General features: G+C 68.4%; 17 protein-coding genes. 12 read left to right on the plus strand and 5 right to left on the minus strand.

What is annotated here, in order from left to right; translation table 11 throughout:
* Positions 1-10: 10 nt before the first annotated feature.
* Positions 11-334: a DHCW motif cupin fold protein gene (locus N0D28_RS09740; RefSeq protein WP_260559336.1), complete on the minus strand. Its 324-nt coding sequence runs from the start codon at positions 332-334 to the stop codon at positions 11-13.
* A gap of 471 nt (positions 335-805) precedes the next feature.
* On the opposite strand from N0D28_RS09740, the gene rho reads away from it, so the two are divergent.
* From rho to N0D28_RS09800, 12 genes are all read left to right on the plus strand, one after another.
* Entirely contained in the window at positions 806-2,086 is a 1,281-nt protein-coding gene (rho, locus tag N0D28_RS09745; protein WP_376777615.1) for a transcription termination factor Rho, read from the plus strand.
* Positions 2,087-2,200: 114 nt separating this feature from the next.
* Positions 2,201-2,581: a hypothetical protein gene (locus N0D28_RS09750; RefSeq protein ID WP_260559337.1), complete on the plus strand. Its 381-nt coding sequence runs from the start codon at positions 2,201-2,203 to the stop codon at positions 2,579-2,581.
* Positions 2,560-3,699, plus strand: coding sequence for a peptidoglycan DD-metalloendopeptidase family protein (locus tag N0D28_RS09755; RefSeq protein WP_260559338.1), 1,140 nt, complete (start codon positions 2,560-2,562; stop codon positions 3,697-3,699). Before N0D28_RS09750 ends, N0D28_RS09755 begins: the two co-directional genes overlap by 22 nt.
* Positions 3,700-3,775: 76 nt before the next feature.
* Positions 3,776-4,687: a pyridoxal 5'-phosphate synthase lyase subunit PdxS gene (gene pdxS, locus N0D28_RS09760; RefSeq protein ID WP_260559339.1), complete on the plus strand. Its 912-nt coding sequence runs from the start codon at positions 3,776-3,778 to the stop codon at positions 4,685-4,687.
* Positions 4,688-4,899: 212 nt separating this feature from the next.
* Positions 4,900-5,508 (plus strand): pyridoxal 5'-phosphate synthase glutaminase subunit PdxT, encoded by a 609-nt coding sequence (gene pdxT / locus N0D28_RS09765; RefSeq protein ID WP_260559340.1) that lies wholly within the window; start codon positions 4,900-4,902, stop codon positions 5,506-5,508.
* Between the two features lie 70 nt (positions 5,509-5,578).
* Positions 5,579-6,313 carry an alpha/beta fold hydrolase gene (locus N0D28_RS09770; protein ID WP_260559341.1) on the plus strand — a complete coding sequence of 245 codons (735 nt, stop codon included), beginning with the start codon at positions 5,579-5,581 and terminating at the stop codon, positions 6,311-6,313.
* Complete coding sequence (locus N0D28_RS09775; protein ID WP_260559342.1) at positions 6,310-7,104, plus strand: alpha/beta fold hydrolase; 795 nt, start codon at positions 6,310-6,312, stop codon at positions 7,102-7,104. The genes N0D28_RS09770 and N0D28_RS09775 overlap by 4 nt, the downstream gene beginning before the upstream one ends.
* A gap of 32 nt (positions 7,105-7,136) precedes the next feature.
* Positions 7,137-7,775, plus strand: a complete 639-nt coding sequence (locus N0D28_RS09780) for a TMEM175 family protein (RefSeq protein WP_260559343.1) — start codon at positions 7,137-7,139, stop codon at positions 7,773-7,775.
* A gap of 45 nt (positions 7,776-7,820) precedes the next feature.
* Complete coding sequence (gene smpB, locus N0D28_RS09785) at positions 7,821-8,252, plus strand: SsrA-binding protein SmpB (protein ID WP_260559344.1); 432 nt, start codon at positions 7,821-7,823, stop codon at positions 8,250-8,252.
* Positions 8,249-9,613, plus strand: a complete 1,365-nt coding sequence (locus N0D28_RS09790) for an N-acetylmuramoyl-L-alanine amidase CwlD (protein ID WP_260559345.1) — start codon at positions 8,249-8,251, stop codon at positions 9,611-9,613. Before smpB ends, N0D28_RS09790 begins: the two co-directional genes overlap by 4 nt.
* The gene (locus N0D28_RS09795) at positions 9,610-10,152 is read left to right on the plus strand and encodes a GerMN domain-containing protein (protein ID WP_260559346.1); all 543 of its coding nucleotides are present in this window, start codon (positions 9,610-9,612) and stop codon (positions 10,150-10,152) included. The genes N0D28_RS09790 and N0D28_RS09795 overlap by 4 nt, the downstream gene beginning before the upstream one ends.
* A 27-nt stretch (positions 10,153-10,179) precedes the next feature.
* Complete coding sequence (locus tag N0D28_RS09800) at positions 10,180-13,500, plus strand: SMC hinge domain-related protein (RefSeq protein WP_260559347.1); 3,321 nt, start codon at positions 10,180-10,182, stop codon at positions 13,498-13,500.
* Between the two features lie 119 nt (positions 13,501-13,619).
* Here the strand turns inward: N0D28_RS09800 and N0D28_RS09805 are convergent, their stop codons facing one another.
* The 4 genes from N0D28_RS09805 to N0D28_RS09820 are packed head-to-tail and all read right to left on the minus strand — an operon-like array spanning position 13,620 to position 17,660.
* Complete coding sequence (locus N0D28_RS09805; RefSeq protein ID WP_260561872.1) at positions 13,620-14,804, minus strand: Gfo/Idh/MocA family protein; 1,185 nt, start codon at positions 14,802-14,804, stop codon at positions 13,620-13,622.
* The gene (locus N0D28_RS09810; protein ID WP_260559348.1) at positions 14,801-15,817 is read right to left on the minus strand and encodes a dipeptide epimerase; all 1,017 of its coding nucleotides are present in this window, start codon (positions 15,815-15,817) and stop codon (positions 14,801-14,803) included. Before N0D28_RS09810 ends, N0D28_RS09805 begins: the two co-directional genes overlap by 4 nt.
* Positions 15,814-16,677: a C40 family peptidase gene (locus N0D28_RS09815; protein ID WP_260559349.1), complete on the minus strand. Its 864-nt coding sequence runs from the start codon at positions 16,675-16,677 to the stop codon at positions 15,814-15,816. The genes N0D28_RS09810 and N0D28_RS09815 overlap by 4 nt, the downstream gene beginning before the upstream one ends.
* Positions 16,674-17,660 (minus strand): dipeptidase, encoded by a 987-nt coding sequence (locus N0D28_RS09820; RefSeq protein ID WP_260559350.1) that lies wholly within the window; start codon positions 17,658-17,660, stop codon positions 16,674-16,676. The genes N0D28_RS09815 and N0D28_RS09820 overlap by 4 nt, the downstream gene beginning before the upstream one ends.
* Between the last annotated feature and the right edge of the window lie 5 nt (positions 17,661-17,665).

A 17,665-nucleotide genomic window follows, 5' to 3' on the forward strand; every position in this document is an offset into this window, starting at 1 on the left:
ACAGGTTTGTTCAGTCCACAATAAACAATTTTGCGCCCCTCGCCGTCCGCGAGCGATGCGCCTCGGCTTCGTCGGCCACCTGATAGCTCATGCCCGGCGTCATGGTAAAGCTGCGCCCATCGGCCAGTTCAGTGACGAGTTCGCCCTCCAGCACCAGCAGAATGTGGCCCTTGCGGCACCAGTGATCGGCCAGATAGCCCGGCGTGTACTCGACCTGCCGCACCCGCACGCTCCCGAACTGCCGGGTGCGCCACAGTGCTTCCCCGGTCTCGCCCGGATGCTGCGTCACCGGCACATCTGGCCAGTCGGTCACGCCGAACGGAATATCAGTCATCTGCATTCTGACCCTCTCCCCGGAGCGCCAAAAACAGCGCGTCCCAAACACTGCTGGGACGCGCCGTGATGAACGGTCTGCGTGGTACCACCCAACTTCGTCAGCTCTCGCCAACCTCGTTGAAGCCCTCTGCCGGGGGGTATCCGGGGCGGTCTAATCGGCCACGTGGCGTCGGCCTTTCTTCGCCCAGCGCGGGAGGTGATGTTCGGCGGGGCGCGGACCGTCAGGCTTTCACCGTTCCTGACTCGCTCGTGATCGCGTGTGCTCTGCCTACTGTCCTCGCGTTCGCTTTAAGGGTTGTTTGACCCCGCTGGAGGGCCGACCTGCATGCTAAACTCGGCGGCTCGCCGGGTCAACCGTCCGGTGTACTTTTGCCTGCCCGCGCTTCAGACCGCTAGACTGCGAACCAAGCCCGCCTGTCATCTTGCTCACTTCCCGCCCCGCGAGGGCGGCCCCAACCGAGGCATCACTGTGAACGACCATCTGGGCACCGACACCCTGCCCTTTTACGAACTCCAACAAAAAATCCTGCCGGAACTGCACTTGATCGCGGCGCAGGCGGGCATCGAGAATTACCGCAAGCTCAAGAAAGACGCCCTGGCCCTGGCCATCATGGAGCGCCAGGCCGAGCGCGAGGGGCAGACCCTGGCGCGCGGCTTCCTGGAAATCAGTCCTGACGGCTACGGCTTCTTGCAGGGAGATCTGCTCGACCCGTCGTCCCGCACGGTGCTGATCACAGCGGGCATCATCAAGCAGTTTTTTCTGCGCAGCGGTGACGAGGTCATCGGCCGCGCCCGCCGCCCCCGCGAGAACGAGCGTTACGGCTCGCTCATTCAGGTGGAGGCGGTCAACGGTCTCTCGCCCGAGGCAGCCCGGCTTCGTCCTCGCTTCGACGACCTGACCCCGACCTTCCCCAATCAGCAACTGGTGCTTGAAGAACCCGGCGTCACGGACGGCATCAGCCTGCGGGTCGTCGACTTGCTGGTACCGATTGGCCGGGGCCAGCGCGCCCTCATCGTCGCGCCGCCCAAAGCCGGCAAGACGACGCTGCTGAAAAAGATCGCCAACTCGATTACCCGTAACTACCCCGACGTGACCGTGATCGTGCTGCTGGTCGATGAGCGCCCCGAGGAAGTCACCGATTTCCGCGAGAGCGTGCAGGGCGCGCAGGTCATCGCCTCCACCTTCGACGAGCCACCGCAGCACCACGTCCGGGTGGCCGAGTTCGTGCATGAGCGTGCCCGCCGCCTGGTGGAAGACGGCGGCCACGTGGTCATCCTGCTCGACAGCATCACCCGGTTGGCCCGTGCCAACAACCTGGTCACGCCGCCCACCGGGCGCACCCTCTCGGGTGGTCTGGACTCCAACGCCCTGCACTGGCCCAAGCGGTTTCTCGGCGCGGCCCGCAACATCCGTGAGGGCGGCAGCCTCACCATTCTCGCCACTGCACTGGTCGAGACCGGTTCGCGCATGGACGATGTGATCTTCGAGGAGTTCAAGGGCACCGGCAATGCCGAACTCGTCTTGTCGCGCCGTCTGGAGGAGCGGCGCATCTTCCCGGCGATGGACATCACCAAGTCCAGCACCCGCCGCGACGAACTGCTGCTCGATCCGGCGGTGCTCAACAAGATGTGGCTGCTGCGTAAGGTCATCTCCGACATGGACCCGGCGGACGCCATGGAAATGCTGCTGGGCCGCATGGGCAAGACCCGCAACAACCAGGAATTCCTGGCGGCCCTGGGCGGCGGCTGAAGTCGGCCGGGAGAGGGGAGCCGAATTTCTCACATCTGAAGGCAGGTTCCTGCGCTTGAATGCTGACAGATCACTCATATTTCGCCCCGGAGACCTGCCTTGGCCCCTAATGCTTTGCCCCAGTCATTTCTGCATTCTGCCCGCCGCCTGGCCGCCTGCCTGAGTCTGTCACTGCTGGGCCTCACCTGGGCTGCACCCACCCCGCTGCCTGTGCTGGCCTGGCCCGCGCCGGATTCGCTGCCGATCAGTGCGCTGCTGCGCCCGGCTCCCGTACCGCTTCAGCGTCCCCCGTTCCGACTCAAGACCCCAGCCCAGCCCGGCAACTGGACCGCCTGGGTCATCGCCGCACCGCGCGAGCGCCCCGCGCAGATCGCCGAGCGCTACGGCGTGACGCTCTCGGCCCTGCGGGTGGTGCAGTCTGGCGGCGAGCGAGCGCCCTCGGGTCTGCCGCTGCCGGGGGGCAGGTGGTGCGGGTGCCGTTGCCACCGCCGATAGTCGTTGTCCGCCGCCCGGCCAGCATCAAGACCGTGACGCTGCGCTACGGCGACACGCTCAGCGCTCTGATGCTGCGCTCCAACCTCTCGGAGCGCGAGCTGATCAGTGCCAATCTCGATCTCGGCAGCCTCGACAAGCTCTCGGTGGGCACCCGGCTCAACATTCCTACCCGCGAGACCGGCCTGCTGCTGCGAATCAAGCCCGGCCAGAGCGCTGCCGAGCTGATTCACCTCTACCGTGCTTCGCCGCTCTCGGTGGCCCGCGCCAACGCCATCACGCTGCCCACCGAACTCAGGGTCGGTGACGAGCTGCTGCTGCCGGGCATCTACGCCGACTCGCGCCGCGACGAACTGCTGGCCCGCCGTGAACGCGCCGCCCAGCAGGCCAGGGAAGCCGTGGTGCTGGCCCAGTACCAGGCCTTTGAAGCCTGGAAGACTGCCCGCCTCATGGAGCGCCAGCGCCGCTACGAGGCTTATCAGGCCTGGCTCAACAGTCCCGAACGGCTGGCCCTGGTCGCCAAGTACCAGCGTCAGGCCCAGTACGACACCTGGCTGGCCCAGCAGGCTGCTGAGGCCAGCGCCCGGCAGGCCGAGTACCAGAGCTTCGTGGCCCAGCAGAACGTTGAGGACGCGGCCCGCACCCAGACGATCAAGGGCCAGATGCTCGATCTGGCCGCCAACGATCCGCGCCCGCAGATGCAGGCGGCGGTGCTGGCCGAACAGAGCGCGCCGGACCTGCGGCTGGTCTGGCCGCTCGACCACCCGCGCCTGACCAGCCGCTTCGGAGAGGAGGACATCGAGTTTCATGTCGAGCAGTTTCACGGCGGCCTCGACATGGTGGAGCCGATGGGCACCCCAATTCACGCGGCCCAGGACGGCGAGGTCACCAAGAGTGGTGACGGCGCATACGGCACCAACGTCTACACCGTGGACGCTGCCCTGGGCCTGACTATCATCTACGGCCACCTCAGCGCCACCGCCGTGGAAGTGGGCCAGCAGGTCAAACAGGGCGATCTGATCGGCTACGTCGGCTGCACTGGCGAATGCACTGGGCCGCACCTGCATTTCGAGCTGCGGCTGGGCGGCACTCCAGTTGATCCGCTGGCGTTTTTGCCTTGAGTAACTGAAACTGGCTCCCCTGGCTTGCCCATTCTGGCCCTGGCGGGGGAGCCAGTTTGAGACTATGCTGCGTGGCATGACCAACCAATCGACCCAGCAAGGCACCCCTGAAATCAAGTTCGGTTTCGCCGAGATGTTCAAGGGCGGCGTGATCATGGACGTGGTGACGCCCGAGCACGCCCGCATCGCCGAGGCTGCCGGAGCCACTGCCGTGATGGCCCTGGAGCGTGTGCCCGCCGATATCCGCAGGGATGGTGGGGTGGCCCGCATGAGCGATCCCAGCATGATCAAGGAGATCATCGCCGCCGTGACCATTCCGGTGATGGCCAAGGTTCGCATCGGGCATTTCGTGGAGGCCCAGATTTTGCAGGCGCTGGGCGTGGACTTCATCGACGAGTCTGAGGTGCTAACCCCCGCTGACGAGAGCTACCACATCGAGAAGAGCAAGTTCAACGTGCCGTTCGTGTGCGGGGCCAAGAATCTCGGCGAGGCGCTGCGGCGCGTGGGCGAGGGAGCCAGCATGATCCGCACCAAGGGCGAGGCCGGGACCGGTGACGTGGTCGAGGCCGTGCGGCACGCCCGCACCATCCTGGGCGAGATGCGCGCGATCCAGTCCCGCCCTGCCGAGGAACTGATGTCGGTGGCCCGCGATCTGGGCGCGCCCTACCATCTGGTGCAATATGTGCACGCCCACGGCACCCTGCCGGTGGTCAACTTCGCGGCGGGCGGTGTGGCGACTCCTGCCGACGCGGCGCTGATGATGCAACTGGGCCTGGACGGTGTGTTTGTCGGCAGCGGCATCTTCAAGAGCGGCGGCGGTGACCTCGCCCAGATCGAGAAGCGCGCCCGCGCCATCGTCAAGGCCGTGACCCACTTCGACAACCCCGATATCCTGGCCGAAGTCAGCGAGAACCTGGGTCTGCCGATGACCGGCATCAACATCGACTCGCTGATTCCCCAAGAGCGACTGGCCAGCCGGGGCTGGTGAGTGGGGAGGGCGAGTGCCCAGTCGAAAATGCCCGGTCAGACCGGAGGCGTCCGGTTTCTGGACCCCCGGTCTGGCTGGGTTCTTCTGCGCACGACGCTGAAAAAAGCTGACCCACCGCTGCTGTTCCACCGCTTCAGGGGCAGGACGCCGCGCTCATGGCCCCGTCCCCTCTAATTTCACCCACCCATTCAGCATCCAATCCTGGAGTCTCCATGACCTCATCTCCCACCATCGGCGTGCTGGCCCTCCAGGGAGCCTTCCGCGAGCACAAGCGCCTCTTGCAGTCGCTGGGCGCGCAGGTCAGCGAGGTCCGGCTACCGCAGCAACTCGAAGGTTTGTCAGGCCTGATCCTGCCGGGCGGCGAGAGCACCACCATCGGCAATCTGATGGTCGAGTACGGGCTGATTCAGGCGATCCGTGATTTCCATGCAGCGGGCGGCGCGATCTTCGGCACCTGCGCGGGTATGATTTTGCTGGCCCGCACCATTCACGGCACGCCGCCGCAGTTCGGTGTGCAGCCCAGCCTCAACTTGATGGACATTACGGTGCAGCGCAACGCTTTCGGCCGCCAGGTCGATTCGTTTCGCACCTCGCTCGATGTTGCGGGCTTCAAAACGCCCTTTCCGGCGGTTTTTATCCGCGCTCCGGTCATCGAGGCGGTCTCGCCCAGCGTCGAGGTGCTGGCCGAGCACCAGGGACAGATCGTGCTGGCCCGCAGCGGCACTTTGCTGGCGGGCAGCTTTCACCCTGAACTGACCGGCGACGCCCGCATTCACGAGTTGTTCCTGACCATGAGCCACCGCACTGAGCAGGCACATTGAACGGTCACACTGGTCAGGAATGAAGGGGGCCTGAAAACCGCTTTGCTGGCTGCCTGCTATGCTTCGGGCCGTGCGCGCCTTGCTCCGTTCCCCGCTGACCGTCCACACCTTCAGAGACGGTGAACGCACCCTGCGCTACACCCGCCAGGGCGCGGGGCCGCCCATCATCCTGATCCACGGTCTGAGCGGCTCGGGGCAGTGGTGGCGCTTCAATGCTCCGGCGCTGGCGAGTGCCCACGAGGTGCTGACCCTGGAACTGCTCGGCGTCGTGGGCGTGCAGGACGCCGCCCGCCTGATCGTGGCCTGGGCCGAGAGCCTGGAATTACCGCCCGCTGCCGTGATCGGGCACAGCATGGGCGGTCAGATCGCGCTGTATGTGACCGCCTTCGCCCCCCAGCGCGTTTGCCGGTTGGTGCTGGCCTGCGCCAGCGGTCTGCTACACGCCCGGTGGTGGAAGGTGGCGCTCAACTTGCCGCGTGCCGGGTTCTCGGGCCGCCCCCGTTTCATGCCGGTGGTGCTGCGCGATTCACTCAGAACCGGCCTGCCCAACCTCTACCGCTCGGCCCGCGACCTGCTGCGCGACGACGTGGCGGCGCTACTGCCCACCCTGGAGGTGCCGACGCTGGTGATCTGGGGGTCGCGCGACCCGCTGGTGCCGCCCAAACTCGGTCAGCAACTCGCTGCCAGCTTGCCGCAGGCCCACTACGTCGAGCTGCCGCACGCCGGGCACGTCGTGATGGTCGATCAGCCGCGCGCCTTCAACGCGGCGGTGCTGGCCTTTCTGGCTGGTCCTGGTCCCGCATGACCGCGAACCGCAACGCCGCCGCCGGGCAGCCCACCCAGTCGGGCCGCCCTCACTTCAGCGTCGTGCGCGGCCTGCGGACCCACGCCCGCGTCTACGGAGAGACCCATCCGGAAGCGGTGATCATCGTGCCGGGCCTGGGCTGCGCCTCGTGGATGTACCGCCGCCTGGCGCGCACCCTGTCGCGCTGGCGCAAGGTGTGGGTTTACGATCCGCCGGGCCACGGCTTCTCGGCGGGGCGGCTGACGTACCCGGCCCACATCGAGCAGCTCACCGACCACCTGGCCGCCTGGCTCAGGCTCAATCAGCTCGGCGGCACGCCACTGCTGGGGCATTCGCTGGGCGGCGAGGTCATCATCGATCTGGCGGCCCGCTACCCGCTGCTCGCCGGGCCGCTGATCGCCTGTGCACCTACCGGCATTCCCGAGAACCCCAACGTGGCCATGCAGATGTGGCGGCTGACCCTGGACCTGCCGCGCGAACGGGTGCAACTGTGGCCTTACGGCCTGGCCTCGTACGTTCGCACCGGGCCGCTTCACTTTTACCAGCTGGCCCAGGACCAGTACAACCACGACACCGGTCCGCTGCTGGGGCGGGTGCGCTCGCCGGTGCTGGTCATCGAGGGCACCGCCGACCCGGTGATCCAGACCTGGACACTGGAAAGGATGTCTCAGGAGATTCCAGGCGCGCGGGCCGTACGGGTGGCAGGCGGCACCCACGCCCTGACCGACTCGCATCCTATTGAGGTGGCAATGCACACCCTCGATTTTCTGGAAGACCTGGCGGGGCGCTAAACTAACCTGACCGCTGGGCCTACACTGAATTCATGCCGACCGAAGAGAGTTTACCGGCAGCCGACGCACAGGACATCCCGCTCAGCCGCCTGCATGGCCTGAGTGACGGCGTCTTCGCCATCGTGATGACCCTGCTGGTGCTGCAACTCAACCTGCCGGAGGTGGCGCGCGGTCTGGGTGAGGTTGCCGAGCGCGCCGCCGTCAATCAGGCGCTCATTGATCTGCTCGGCAAGCTCGCCATCTACGTCCTGACCTTTCTGGTCACCGGCCTGAGCTGGCTGAGCCACAGCCGCCTGTACACCTTCGTGCGCCGCAGCGACCAGCGCCTCGCCTTTCTCAATGTCCTGTACCTGATGACGGTCTCGCTGCTGCCGTTCAGCGCCGCCGTGCTCGGCGCGCACGGCGGCGTCCAAGCGGGCGTCTGGCCGTATGCCCTCAACCAGATGCTGATCAGCGCCGCATACGTGCTGATGCTGAGTTACGTCCGCGTCCACGCGCTGGTGGGCACCCACGCCCCGATTCGGATGCTGGCGATCCGGGCCTGGCTCAACCTGGCCGTGTTCGCAGTGATGGGCCTGCTGGCGTTCGTTCAGCCAAGTATCGCCTGGTTTGCGCCGGTCCTGCTGGGCGTCGTTCAGCCGCTGCTGTCGCGCCTGTTGCCGCACGACTGACCCCGGCGCGTCTTCCTGGCTGCCCTCATAAACGGGCCTGCTAGAATGCGGCCCGTGTATACCAACCGCCGCGCGAACTTTGAATATGAACTGCTGGAGCGGTTCGAGGCGGGCATCAGCTTGACCGGCAGTGAAGTCAAGAGTATTCGCGCCGGGGGCGTCGATTTCCGGGACGCCTTCGCCCGCTTGCAGGGCCACGACATTGACCTCGAAGGGTTGTATATTCCCGAATACAAAGATGCCAGCTACAACAACCACACCCCCCGCCGCACCCGCCGCCTGCTGCTGGGCCGCGAGGAAATCGCCAAGATCGAGCGTCAGCTCAAGGTCAAGGGCCTGACCCTGATTCCGACCCGGCTGTATCAGAAGGGCCGCTTCTTCAAGGTGGAGGTGGCGCTGGCACGTGGCAAAAAGCTCCACGACAAGCGCCGCGCCGAGGCCGACAAGGAAGCCCGCAAGGAAATCAGAAACGCATGAAGCTGGGTGCTGCCGATCTGCGCCTTCGCGCCGCGCTGCTGGCCGCCCTGCTGCTGCTGGGGGTGGCTGGAGCGCAGTACGCCTACAGCAAGCTGATGCTGGGCGGCCAGACCACCCAGGCCATCGTGCTGGGCGGAGCCGAGTACGCTGCCGAGGGCACCCTGTCGGGCGTGGTCCAGATCAGTCGCCAGGACCCCTACGTGGTCGTGCAGGGCCTGGGCCACGAACTGATCTTGCCGATTGACCAGGACACCGAGCGCGCTGCCACCACCTTCAACACTGTGCAACTCGACAATACCCGCCTGAATGCCCGCACCGCCACGCTGGTCAACGGAGAGCTGTATCTGCCGCTCGACACCCTGGCGCGCGGGCTGGGGGCCGATTACAAGACCGGTGACTTTTCACTGCCCATCTCGGCCCTCACCAACGTGTCCTCGCGGGCGGGCAAGGACACTGACCGCATCGTGCTGGATTTCAGCCGTGACCCGCAGTACGCCGTCAACGTGGTCGGCAACGTCCTGACGCTGGTGCTCAAGGGCGTTAACGCCAATCCGCAGACCTACGCCACGCGCGGGGCCTTCGTGCCGAGCTTCGAGGTCACTTCAGCCAACGGCGACGCCCGGCTGAACCTGACGCTGGGCGGCGGCGCGGGTTACCGCCTCTTCAAGGTGGTGCGCCCCGGCAGTGTGAGGCTGGTCCTCGATGTCGGGCCGGGCCTGCCGCGCAATGTCGCGGCCCTCACCGACGCACCGCGCACGCCGCTGATCGTGCTCGACCCGGCCCCCAAGGGCGGCGGCAGCCTGGACATTCCGCTGGAGGTCGCCCGCGCCACCGGAGAGCTGCTGAGCAAGTCCGGCTGGCAGGTCAAGCTGACCCGCAGCGCGGCGGGCCGATTGCCGATTGCCGAGCGCGAGAAACTGGCCCGTCAGAGTCAGGTCTTCGTGACGCTCAGCGTGGGGCGCTTCCCCGGCGCGAACCGTCAGGGCATCACCCTGTATCAGTCGGTGGGCGAGCAGGACGCCCAGATCATCAACGCTTACCGGGATGCGGGCGGCAGCAGTCCGCTCGTCCGAGCGGCGGTGGGCGACGGCGGCGAGACCAAGCGGCTCTCCGAGCTGCTGCTCGGTGAACTCGGCGCGCGCGGCCTCAAGGCGGGCGCGCAGCAGGTGCCGCGCCTGTATCTGGCTGGTCAGGCTCCGCATGCCGCCTTTGAACTTGAACTCGGCTGGCCGCAGAACGCGCGCGACCTTGCCAACCTGATCACGCCCCAGCGCACCGGCAAGGTCTCGGACGCGCTGGCACTGAGCGTCGCCACTTTCCTCAAGGCGCGGGCTGCCAACCTGACCGGGAGCGGCCAGTGAGACGTCTCATCACCCCCTTCAACCTGTTGGGGCTGCTGCTGCTCGTCGCCACACTGGCCGTGCGCGAGTGGGTGTCCAGGCCGTCCGCCTCGCCCAGTCCGCCGCCGCTGCAACTCGAACTGGTGCAGCCGCTGGCGCTCACGCTCTACTTTTCCAACGACAAGGTCGACGGCTTCGTCAAGGAAGACCGCACCGTGCCGGTGGAGGGTAAGTCGTCCGGCAAGATCGCCCAGGCAGCGCTGGTGGCCTGGGCACGCGGGCCGCTGAAAGGCAAGGGCCTGCGCGACGTGCCGCAGGGCAGTCAGGTGCCGGACGTGTGGGTACGTGGGGCGCATTTCTACGTCAACCTGCCGACCAGCTACACCCAGCTCAATTACGGCGTCAGCGGCGAGCGCATGGTCATCTGCTCGCTGACCCGCACCCTGCTGGAGCAGTCGGGCAAGGACGTGCTGTTTCTGGTGGGCGCGCAGAGCAGCCCGACCCTGCTCGGCCACATGGACCTGACCCGCCCCTACACCAAAGCGGACTGCGCCGACTGAGCGGCCTGCGGGTTCACTGGTGCTGAAATGATCGAGTCCATCACCCTGCAAGGCTTCAAGAGCTTCGCCGAGCGCGTGCGCCTGGACTTTGGCCCTGGTATCACTGCGGTGATCGGCCCCAACGGTTCGGGCAAGAGCAACGTGGTGGAGGCCGTCCGCTGGGCCACCCACCAGGCCCGTGCCCGTGAGCTGCGGGCGGGCCGGGCCACCGAACTGATCTTTCACGGCTCCGGCGGCAAAGCGCCGCTGGGTCTGGCCGAGGTGCAGCTCGAACTCCGCACCACCCAGGGCCAGCTCAGCTTCAGCCGCCGGATCTACCGCGACGGCAGCGCCGAGCAGGACCTCTCCGGCCAGGCTGTGCGGGTGCGCGACATCCACGCCGCGCTGCGCGGCACCGGCCTCGGCCCCGGCGGGCTGGCCGTCATTGGGCAGGGCGAGGTCAGTTCGGTGGTGCAAGCCGAGGGCCAGGTGCTGCTCGGCTACCTTCAGGAAGCGGCGGGCCTCAGCCGCGCGGTGGCCGCCAGGGAGGAGGCCGAGCGCCGCTTGCAAGGCGCGGCCAGTACCCTGGCGGAACTGGAGCGCGGCGAGCACGACCTCGCCCGGCAGCTGCAGCGCTTGGCCGCCGAGGCGCAGGCGGCTGGGCACCACCGCCAGCTCAGCCTGCGCGAACTGGCCCTGACCGAGACGCTGCGCCGCCAGCGCCAGGACACCCTGGCCGCCGAGTGGCGTGCGGCGAACGAAGAGGCGGCCCGACTCAGTCTCCAGTCTGCCGGGGTCGCCCAGCAAACCCAATTGGCCGCCGCCCGGCTCGAAGCCGCCAGGTCGGTGCTGACCTCGCTTCGAGCCGATCTGGCGGCCCACCAGCAGGCGCTGGAACTGCTCGCGGCGGCCCAGGAAGCCGAGCGCCGGGTCAGCCGCTCGCTGCACCACCTCCAGGCCGAGCGGGCCCAGACCGAGGCCGAACTCGCCTCTCTCTGCGAATCTGAGAATCAGCGCCTTCCGGAGGCTCCCGACCCCGCGCCGCTGCAAGCTGGACTCGATCAGACCCGCACTGAACTGGCCCGCCTGGAAGCACAGCAGCACCCGCTCAGTGCCGAGCTGGTGCGTGCCCGCCGCCTGGAAACCGAGCAGGCCGAGGCCCTTACCCGCAGTCAGACCCAGCGCGGCAGCCTGGAAACCGAATGGACCGAACTGAGCGCCGCGCTGGAGCACCTGACGCCCGAACTGGCGCGGGCCAGGGCCGAGCTGAGCGCCGCCGCCCAGCAGCGCCAGCAATCCGAGCAGGCCGCCCAGGTCGCCGCCTTGCAGCGTGCCGAACTGCAAGGCCAACTCACCCGGCTGGGGCGTGAGCTGGCCGAGTGCCGCGCCGAACGCTCGGCCTTGCAGCGCGAGCACTCGCGCCTGGAGACAGTTCTGAGCAGCTATACCCGCTACGGTGAGGGACCGCGTCAGGCGCTGCTGAGCGGGCACCCCGGCTTGATCGGGTCAGTGGCCGACCTGCTGAGTGTGGAATCTGAATATCAGGTGGCCCTGACTGCCGCGCTGGGCCGCCGCACCGAACAGGTGGTGGTGCGCGGTGAGGCGGACGCCCGCGAGATCATCGAGGTGCTCAAGCGCCGGGGCGGGCGGGCCACCTTTTTGCCGCTCGACCTGCTGCGGGTCCGCCCCCGCCGCGACGCCGCCTTGCTGGGCCAGCCGGGCGTGCTGGGCAATCTGGCCGGGCTGTGCCCGAGCGACCCGCCGCAGATCAGCGAGGCGCTGCTGGCCGACATTCTGCTGCTCGAAGATCTGAAGTCGGCCACCCGGCTGGCCCGTCAGTTTGCCAGCAGGCCGCGTCTGGTGACACTGGACGGCGAACTCATCGAACCCGGCGGCGCGCTGACCGGGGGCCGCCTGCCGGGCGGCGGGGGGGGCGTGCTGGCCGATCAGCGCCGGATGCAGGACCTGACGGATGAACTTGCCCAGCTCGACGCGGCGGCAGCGCAGCTCGCTGGGCAGGAGGAGCAGCTTGGCCGCGACCTCGCCGCTCGGCCTGCTCCGCTGCCTGCCCAGTCGCCCGGCAACGCCGACGCCGTGCGGGCCGAGCGTGAGGCCGAGCGCCGCGTGACCCAGCTCGACACTGCGCTTCAGGCGGCCCAGGACCGCCGCCGGGGGGTGCAGTCTCGCCTGGAGGCGTTGCTGGCCGCGCCCCAGCGCCTCTCGGACGTGTCCCTGTCCGACCTTGAGGCCCGCCTGACCGATCTCGACGCCGCCCTGAGCACCGTGCGCGTCCGGGAACGCGAGCAGGCCGAGCAGTTGGCCCACGCCCGCGACCTGACCGCCCGCCGGGCGCTGGCCGAGGCCGCCGCCGCCCGGCAGCGCGCCGCCCAGGTTCGCCTTGCGGCCAGCACCGCCGCGCTCACCGAGTACCTGGCCCAGCAGCGCGCCGCCGACGACGAGGTGACGCGCCGCCAGCAGGAGGTTGCCCATCACCGCCCGGCTGGACTGACCGACGCTGAGCAGCGCCAGCAGGCGGCCAGCCTGGAGTATGCCAACCTGCTGGCCCGCCAGAACAAGCTGCGTGAGAATTTTGAAGCCGCCCAGCTTCTGGCGGCCCGCCGCGAGGGCAGCCTGGAAGCGCTGCCTGAGGGCGCGCTGCTGCCCGGCAGCCCCCGCGAGTGGAATGCCGAACTCACTCGGGTGCGCACTGACCTCGCTGGCCTCGGCCCGGTCAATGCGCTGGCCGAGACTGAACATACCGAGCAGGCCACCCGCCTGGGCCAGATGCAGGCCGAGCGTCAGGACGCCGCCGCTGCCGCCCAGACCCTGACGGAGCATCTGGCCGAGCTGGCGCGCGGCGAGGACGCGGCCACCAGCGCGGCTTTCCGGCGGGTGGGGGCGGCCTTCACCGAGTACAGCCGCGAGTTGCTGGGCGGCGAGGGCGAACTGGACGCCGAGCGCGGCGAGGACGGGCGGCTGCGCGGTCTGCGCCTTCAGGTGCAGCCCAGGGGCAAACGCACCCGCAGCATGGCGCTGCTGTCGGCGGGCGAGCGGACGATGGCGGGCCTGGGGTTTCTCTTCGCCCTCAACCATGCCCATCCTGACTCTGCCCCTTCCGATCACCCTGCCCCTGGCGTGGCCAGCGGCCTGCCCCTGGCGGTCCTCGACGAGGTGGACGCGCCGCTGGACGAGGCCAACATCCGCCGTTTCACCCACTTTCTGGAAGTGTTTGCCGCCAGAGGTGCGCAGTTCGTGCTGGTGACCCATCAGAAGGCGACCATGGAAGTGGCCCAGGTCATCTGGGGCGTCACCACCGACCAGAGCGGCGCGTCCAGGGTGCTGAGTATCCGTCAGGGCGAGAGTGGCTGAGCTAGGCCGACTGCGGCGCGCCGCCAGAAAATCCTGGTAAGCCGCCCCGATCCCGGTTCGGCAGCCTCAAGGCCACGCAGGTGTTGGTTGAGGCATGCCAGTATCAGAGCGCCGTCCGCTCAATCTCCCAACCTTGACCGTTCCGCCCAGAACGCCATCCGGTGAGAATCCAGCGACTCCGCCAGCGCCACCGGCACGCCTGCCTCGCCGCGCAGAGACGCCAGCCACCCCGCCACCAGGCCTGCGTCGCCGCCGCCGTGGTTGCCGCCGGTTTCCACCTGCAGTGTCTCCATCTTGCCGCTCAGAAAGTCGTGCAGCTCGATCTCGCCCGTGTCCATCTGCCCGCGCAGTTCGCCGTGCGAGCCGAGCAGTTTCAGGGTGCGGGTGTTGTTGTGCGTGAAGGCGCTGGAGGTCAGTTGCGCCGTCACGCCGTTCTCGAACGTCACATTGACGGTCTGGTGGTCGGCCACGTTGTTTTTGCCCAGATAGACGCACTCGCCGTAAGGACCGCTGCGCAGCGCATCTTCCAGACTCAGCCCGCCTGCCGTCAGTACCGTGACCGGCCACTCGCCCTGGGGCCGGGAGCTGTAGATGCGCCGGGCATCGTAGGGGCACGGCACCGGGCAGTCCAGGCAGCGCTCTGCCGCGCCGGGAGGCCGGGATTCGGGCCGGAAGTGGTGCAGGCTGCCTCGGCTCTCCACTTGCGTGGGCGCAGCTCCCGCCAGCCAGCGCAGCACATCCAGGTCATGCACGCTCTTGGCCAGGATGAACGGCGCGGCGGGCGGCGAGGCGCGCCAGTTGCCGCGCACGTAGGAGTGGGCGTAGTGCCACCAGGCCACGTTCTCGGCCAGTGTGATGCCCACCAGTTGGCCCAGCCGCCCGCTCTCCAGCACGTCCGCCACCGTCCGGAAAAACGGCGTGGTCCGCAGCACGTGGCCGACCGTTACCCGCCCGGCACTGGCCCGCTCGGCGATCAGCAGCGCGTCCAGCTCGGCTTCCGCCAGGCAGACCGGCTTTTCCAGCAGCACGTTGTACCCCAGCGCCAGCGCCGCCAGGCAGGGTTGCACATGCTGATCGTCCGGAGTGGCGATGACCACCGCGTCGGCCACCCTGCCCAGCGCGAAGAAACCCGGCCAGTCGGCGAACTGCCGCTCGGGGGGAACGTGGTGCCGCGCCGCCACTTCCGATAAGCGCGGCGCTCTGGCCTCGACCAGATGCGTCACCCTGGCTCCCTGCTCAGTCAGGTGCCGGGCATACACGTCGCCGCCCCGGTTGCCCCCGCCGATGATGGCGACCCGGATCACCGCTGGCTCACGCCCCAGCCGACACCGCTGGGCCGCGCCAGGTGTCCGGCCTGCCACTCCAATCCTCCGAACGGATCGTCCGCGAGCAGCAGCGCGCCGTCGAGGTCGGCCCAGTCGGCCAGGCCCGCCAGATGCGCCGCGCCCGCAATGCCCAGCGACGACTCGATCATGCAGCCGATCATGATGCCCAGGCCCAGCGCCCGCGCCGTTCGCAGCGCTGAGAGCGCTTGCAGCGGACCTCCCAGCTTGGCGGTCTTGAGATTGATGCCGTCGAAAGCGGCGGCCAGCCGGGGCACGTCCGAGACATGGTGCAGGCTCTCGTCGGCGATGATCGGCAGCCGGGCCAGGGCGCGCAGCGCCGCGTGTCCGTCCAGGTCGTCTGCCGCCAGCGGCTGCTCCAGCAGTTCCACGTCCAGCGCTTCCAGCACGCCCAGCATCCGCCGGGCCTGCGGGCGGCTCCAGGCGGCGTTGGCGTCCACCCGCAGCCGGGCCTGCGGCACTTCTTCCCTCAGCGCCTCCACGATCTGCTGGTCGTGCTCTGTCCCGAGCTTGACCTTTAAGATGGTGTGGCCGCTGTCCCAGGCGTCGTGGGCCTGCCGCCGCATGTCCGGCAATTCGGCCAGGCTCACCGTGTAGCTCGACTCGGGGATCGGCACATCCGACAAGCCCAGCAGCCGCCACACCGGCAGATTCGCCGAGACGGCGCACCATTCCAGCGCCGCCATTTCCAGCGCGCACTTGACGCTGGGATGGTGATGCGGCATCCGCGCGGCCAGGCGAGAGTGAAGGCCCTGCCAGTCCCAGGGATCGCCCAGGGCGTCTTCCAGTAGCGGGCCAATAACCTTGACCGTTTCGCCGGTTTCGCCGTAGAAGGCGTTGGGCGCGGCCTCGCCCCGGCCCACCAGCCCGCCTTCCTCGAAATAAACGAAGCTGCGCGGATAGGTGCTGTGGGTCCAGCGGGCGATGCCGAAGGGCGATCTGGTGTGCAGGTCCTGATGCTCCCAGCGAATCACGCCTCCCACCGCCCGAAGCCCAGCAGTTCAGCTTGCAGCCGCTTGCCGTACTCGCCCTCGCCCAGTGTTTCCACGCTGACGGCCATCCAGCCAGCGTTGGCGTGGACCATCTTCTTTCCGTCCAGCATGATGCCCACGTGCCCCGGAAAGAATGCCAGATCGCTGCGCCGCGCGCTGTCCACAACTGTCAAAGCCGCCTGCTGCTGATCGGCGTCGCGTGGCAGGCGCTGCCCGAAGACCCCGAACACCAGTTGCGCCAGCCCCGAGCAGTCCAGCCCCCAGGCGCTGCGCCCGCCCCAGACATACGGCGCGGCGAGAAACCTCAGCGCCAGTGCCGCCGGGTCCGCGTCCGGCAGCGGTTCAAAGCAGACGGCCTGCACCCAGCCCCCATTCCCCCCGCCGCCCTCAACAGGTCGCCAGCGCCGCCCGTGCTCAGTGACCTCGTCGCCCGCCGCCGACACCTGCGCGCCCAAACACAGCTCCGACACCAGCGGACTCTTGATGCTCGGCTGGGCGTAGACGTGGCCGCGCAGGGCCGTCACCGCCAGCGGGTCGGCGGGAGCGTGGGCGACCACCCCAGCAGTGCGGGCAAACCCGAGGTAGCCGTCGGCCCGCGTCCGCAGCCAGGCCCAGCCGTCGGCGCGGCGCACGACGACCTCCAGCGCCTCGCCGGGCAGCGCCTCAGTCACCTGCGGACTGGTCAGATCGGGCCGGGCGTGCAGGCTCAGCCGCGCCGGGCCGGTCCAGGCAAGTGTGGGTTCCACGAAGGTAAACGACTGGTCGAGCCGCCCCAGCAGCGCGGTTTCGGCCAGCCGTCCGGTGTCGTCGTAAGCGTGAATGCGGGGATCCAGCTCGTTCATAAGTTTGCTCCCAGCCATCTCAGCCAGTTGCGGCCCATCACGCCGCTCGCTTCCGGCGGCAGGGCGTCGGCCAGGCGCTCCAGGTCGCGGTAGGTATCGATGCCCTGCGGCGTCTTCTCGTTGCCGAAGCCGCCGTCCATGTCGCTGCCCAGCCCCACGTTGTCCCAGCCGATGAGTTCGGCGTAGTGCTCGGCGTGCCGCACCACCTCGTCCAGGCTGACCCTGGGCTGCCCCACGTCCCAGCCGCGCTTGAGAAAGAGGCCCAGCAGCACCAGCCCGATGACGCCGCCCCGCCGCCCGATCTCGCGGACCATCTCGTCACTCAGGTGGCGGTTGCCGTCCACGAAGGCGCGGCTGTTGCTGTGCGAGGCAAAGCAGCGGGGTTGCAGTTCACATGCCTCGAAAAACGCCTGTTCGTCAAGGTGCGAGAGGTCCTGTGCCACGTTCAGCTCGCGCATTCCGCTGAGCAGTTCGTGCCCGCGTGCCGTCAGCGGTCCCGGGGCGTCGGTGCCCCCGGCGTAGCGCGTTTTGCCCCAGCTCAGCCCGATGGCCCGGACGCCCGCCTCCGCCCAGAACGGCAGGTCGTCCACGTCGCGCAGCGGGTCGGCTCCCTCCATCAGCAGTACCACCCCCAGTGGGGAAGAGGCCGGATCGTAGTTGGCGGCGTGCTGACGTACCTCGCCCCCACTCCTGAGCAGTGAGATGTGCCCGGCGTCCTCCCAGCGGCGGTACTGGTCGAGCTGCGCCAGGGCCTGCACCCGCGCTTCCCGCCAGTCGGTGTACCCGGCGTGCTCGGCGGTCTGCGGCATGGCGAACAGCGTGCCCAGGCACAGCCCCACCCCCGAGCGCCGCAGTTCCTCGAAGGTGACGGTGGCGGTATCGGGCGACTGCGGTTCGCGCTGCCGCAGGGTATCCAGGGCCAGCGTCAGGTCACGTCCGTTCAGCGCGTTGAAGGCCAGGTCCAGATGGGCATCGGTCCACATGTGGT

The sequence above is a fragment of the Deinococcus rubellus genome, from assembly GCF_025244745.1.
GTDB lineage: Bacteria > Deinococcota > Deinococci > Deinococcales > Deinococcaceae > Deinococcus > Deinococcus rubellus.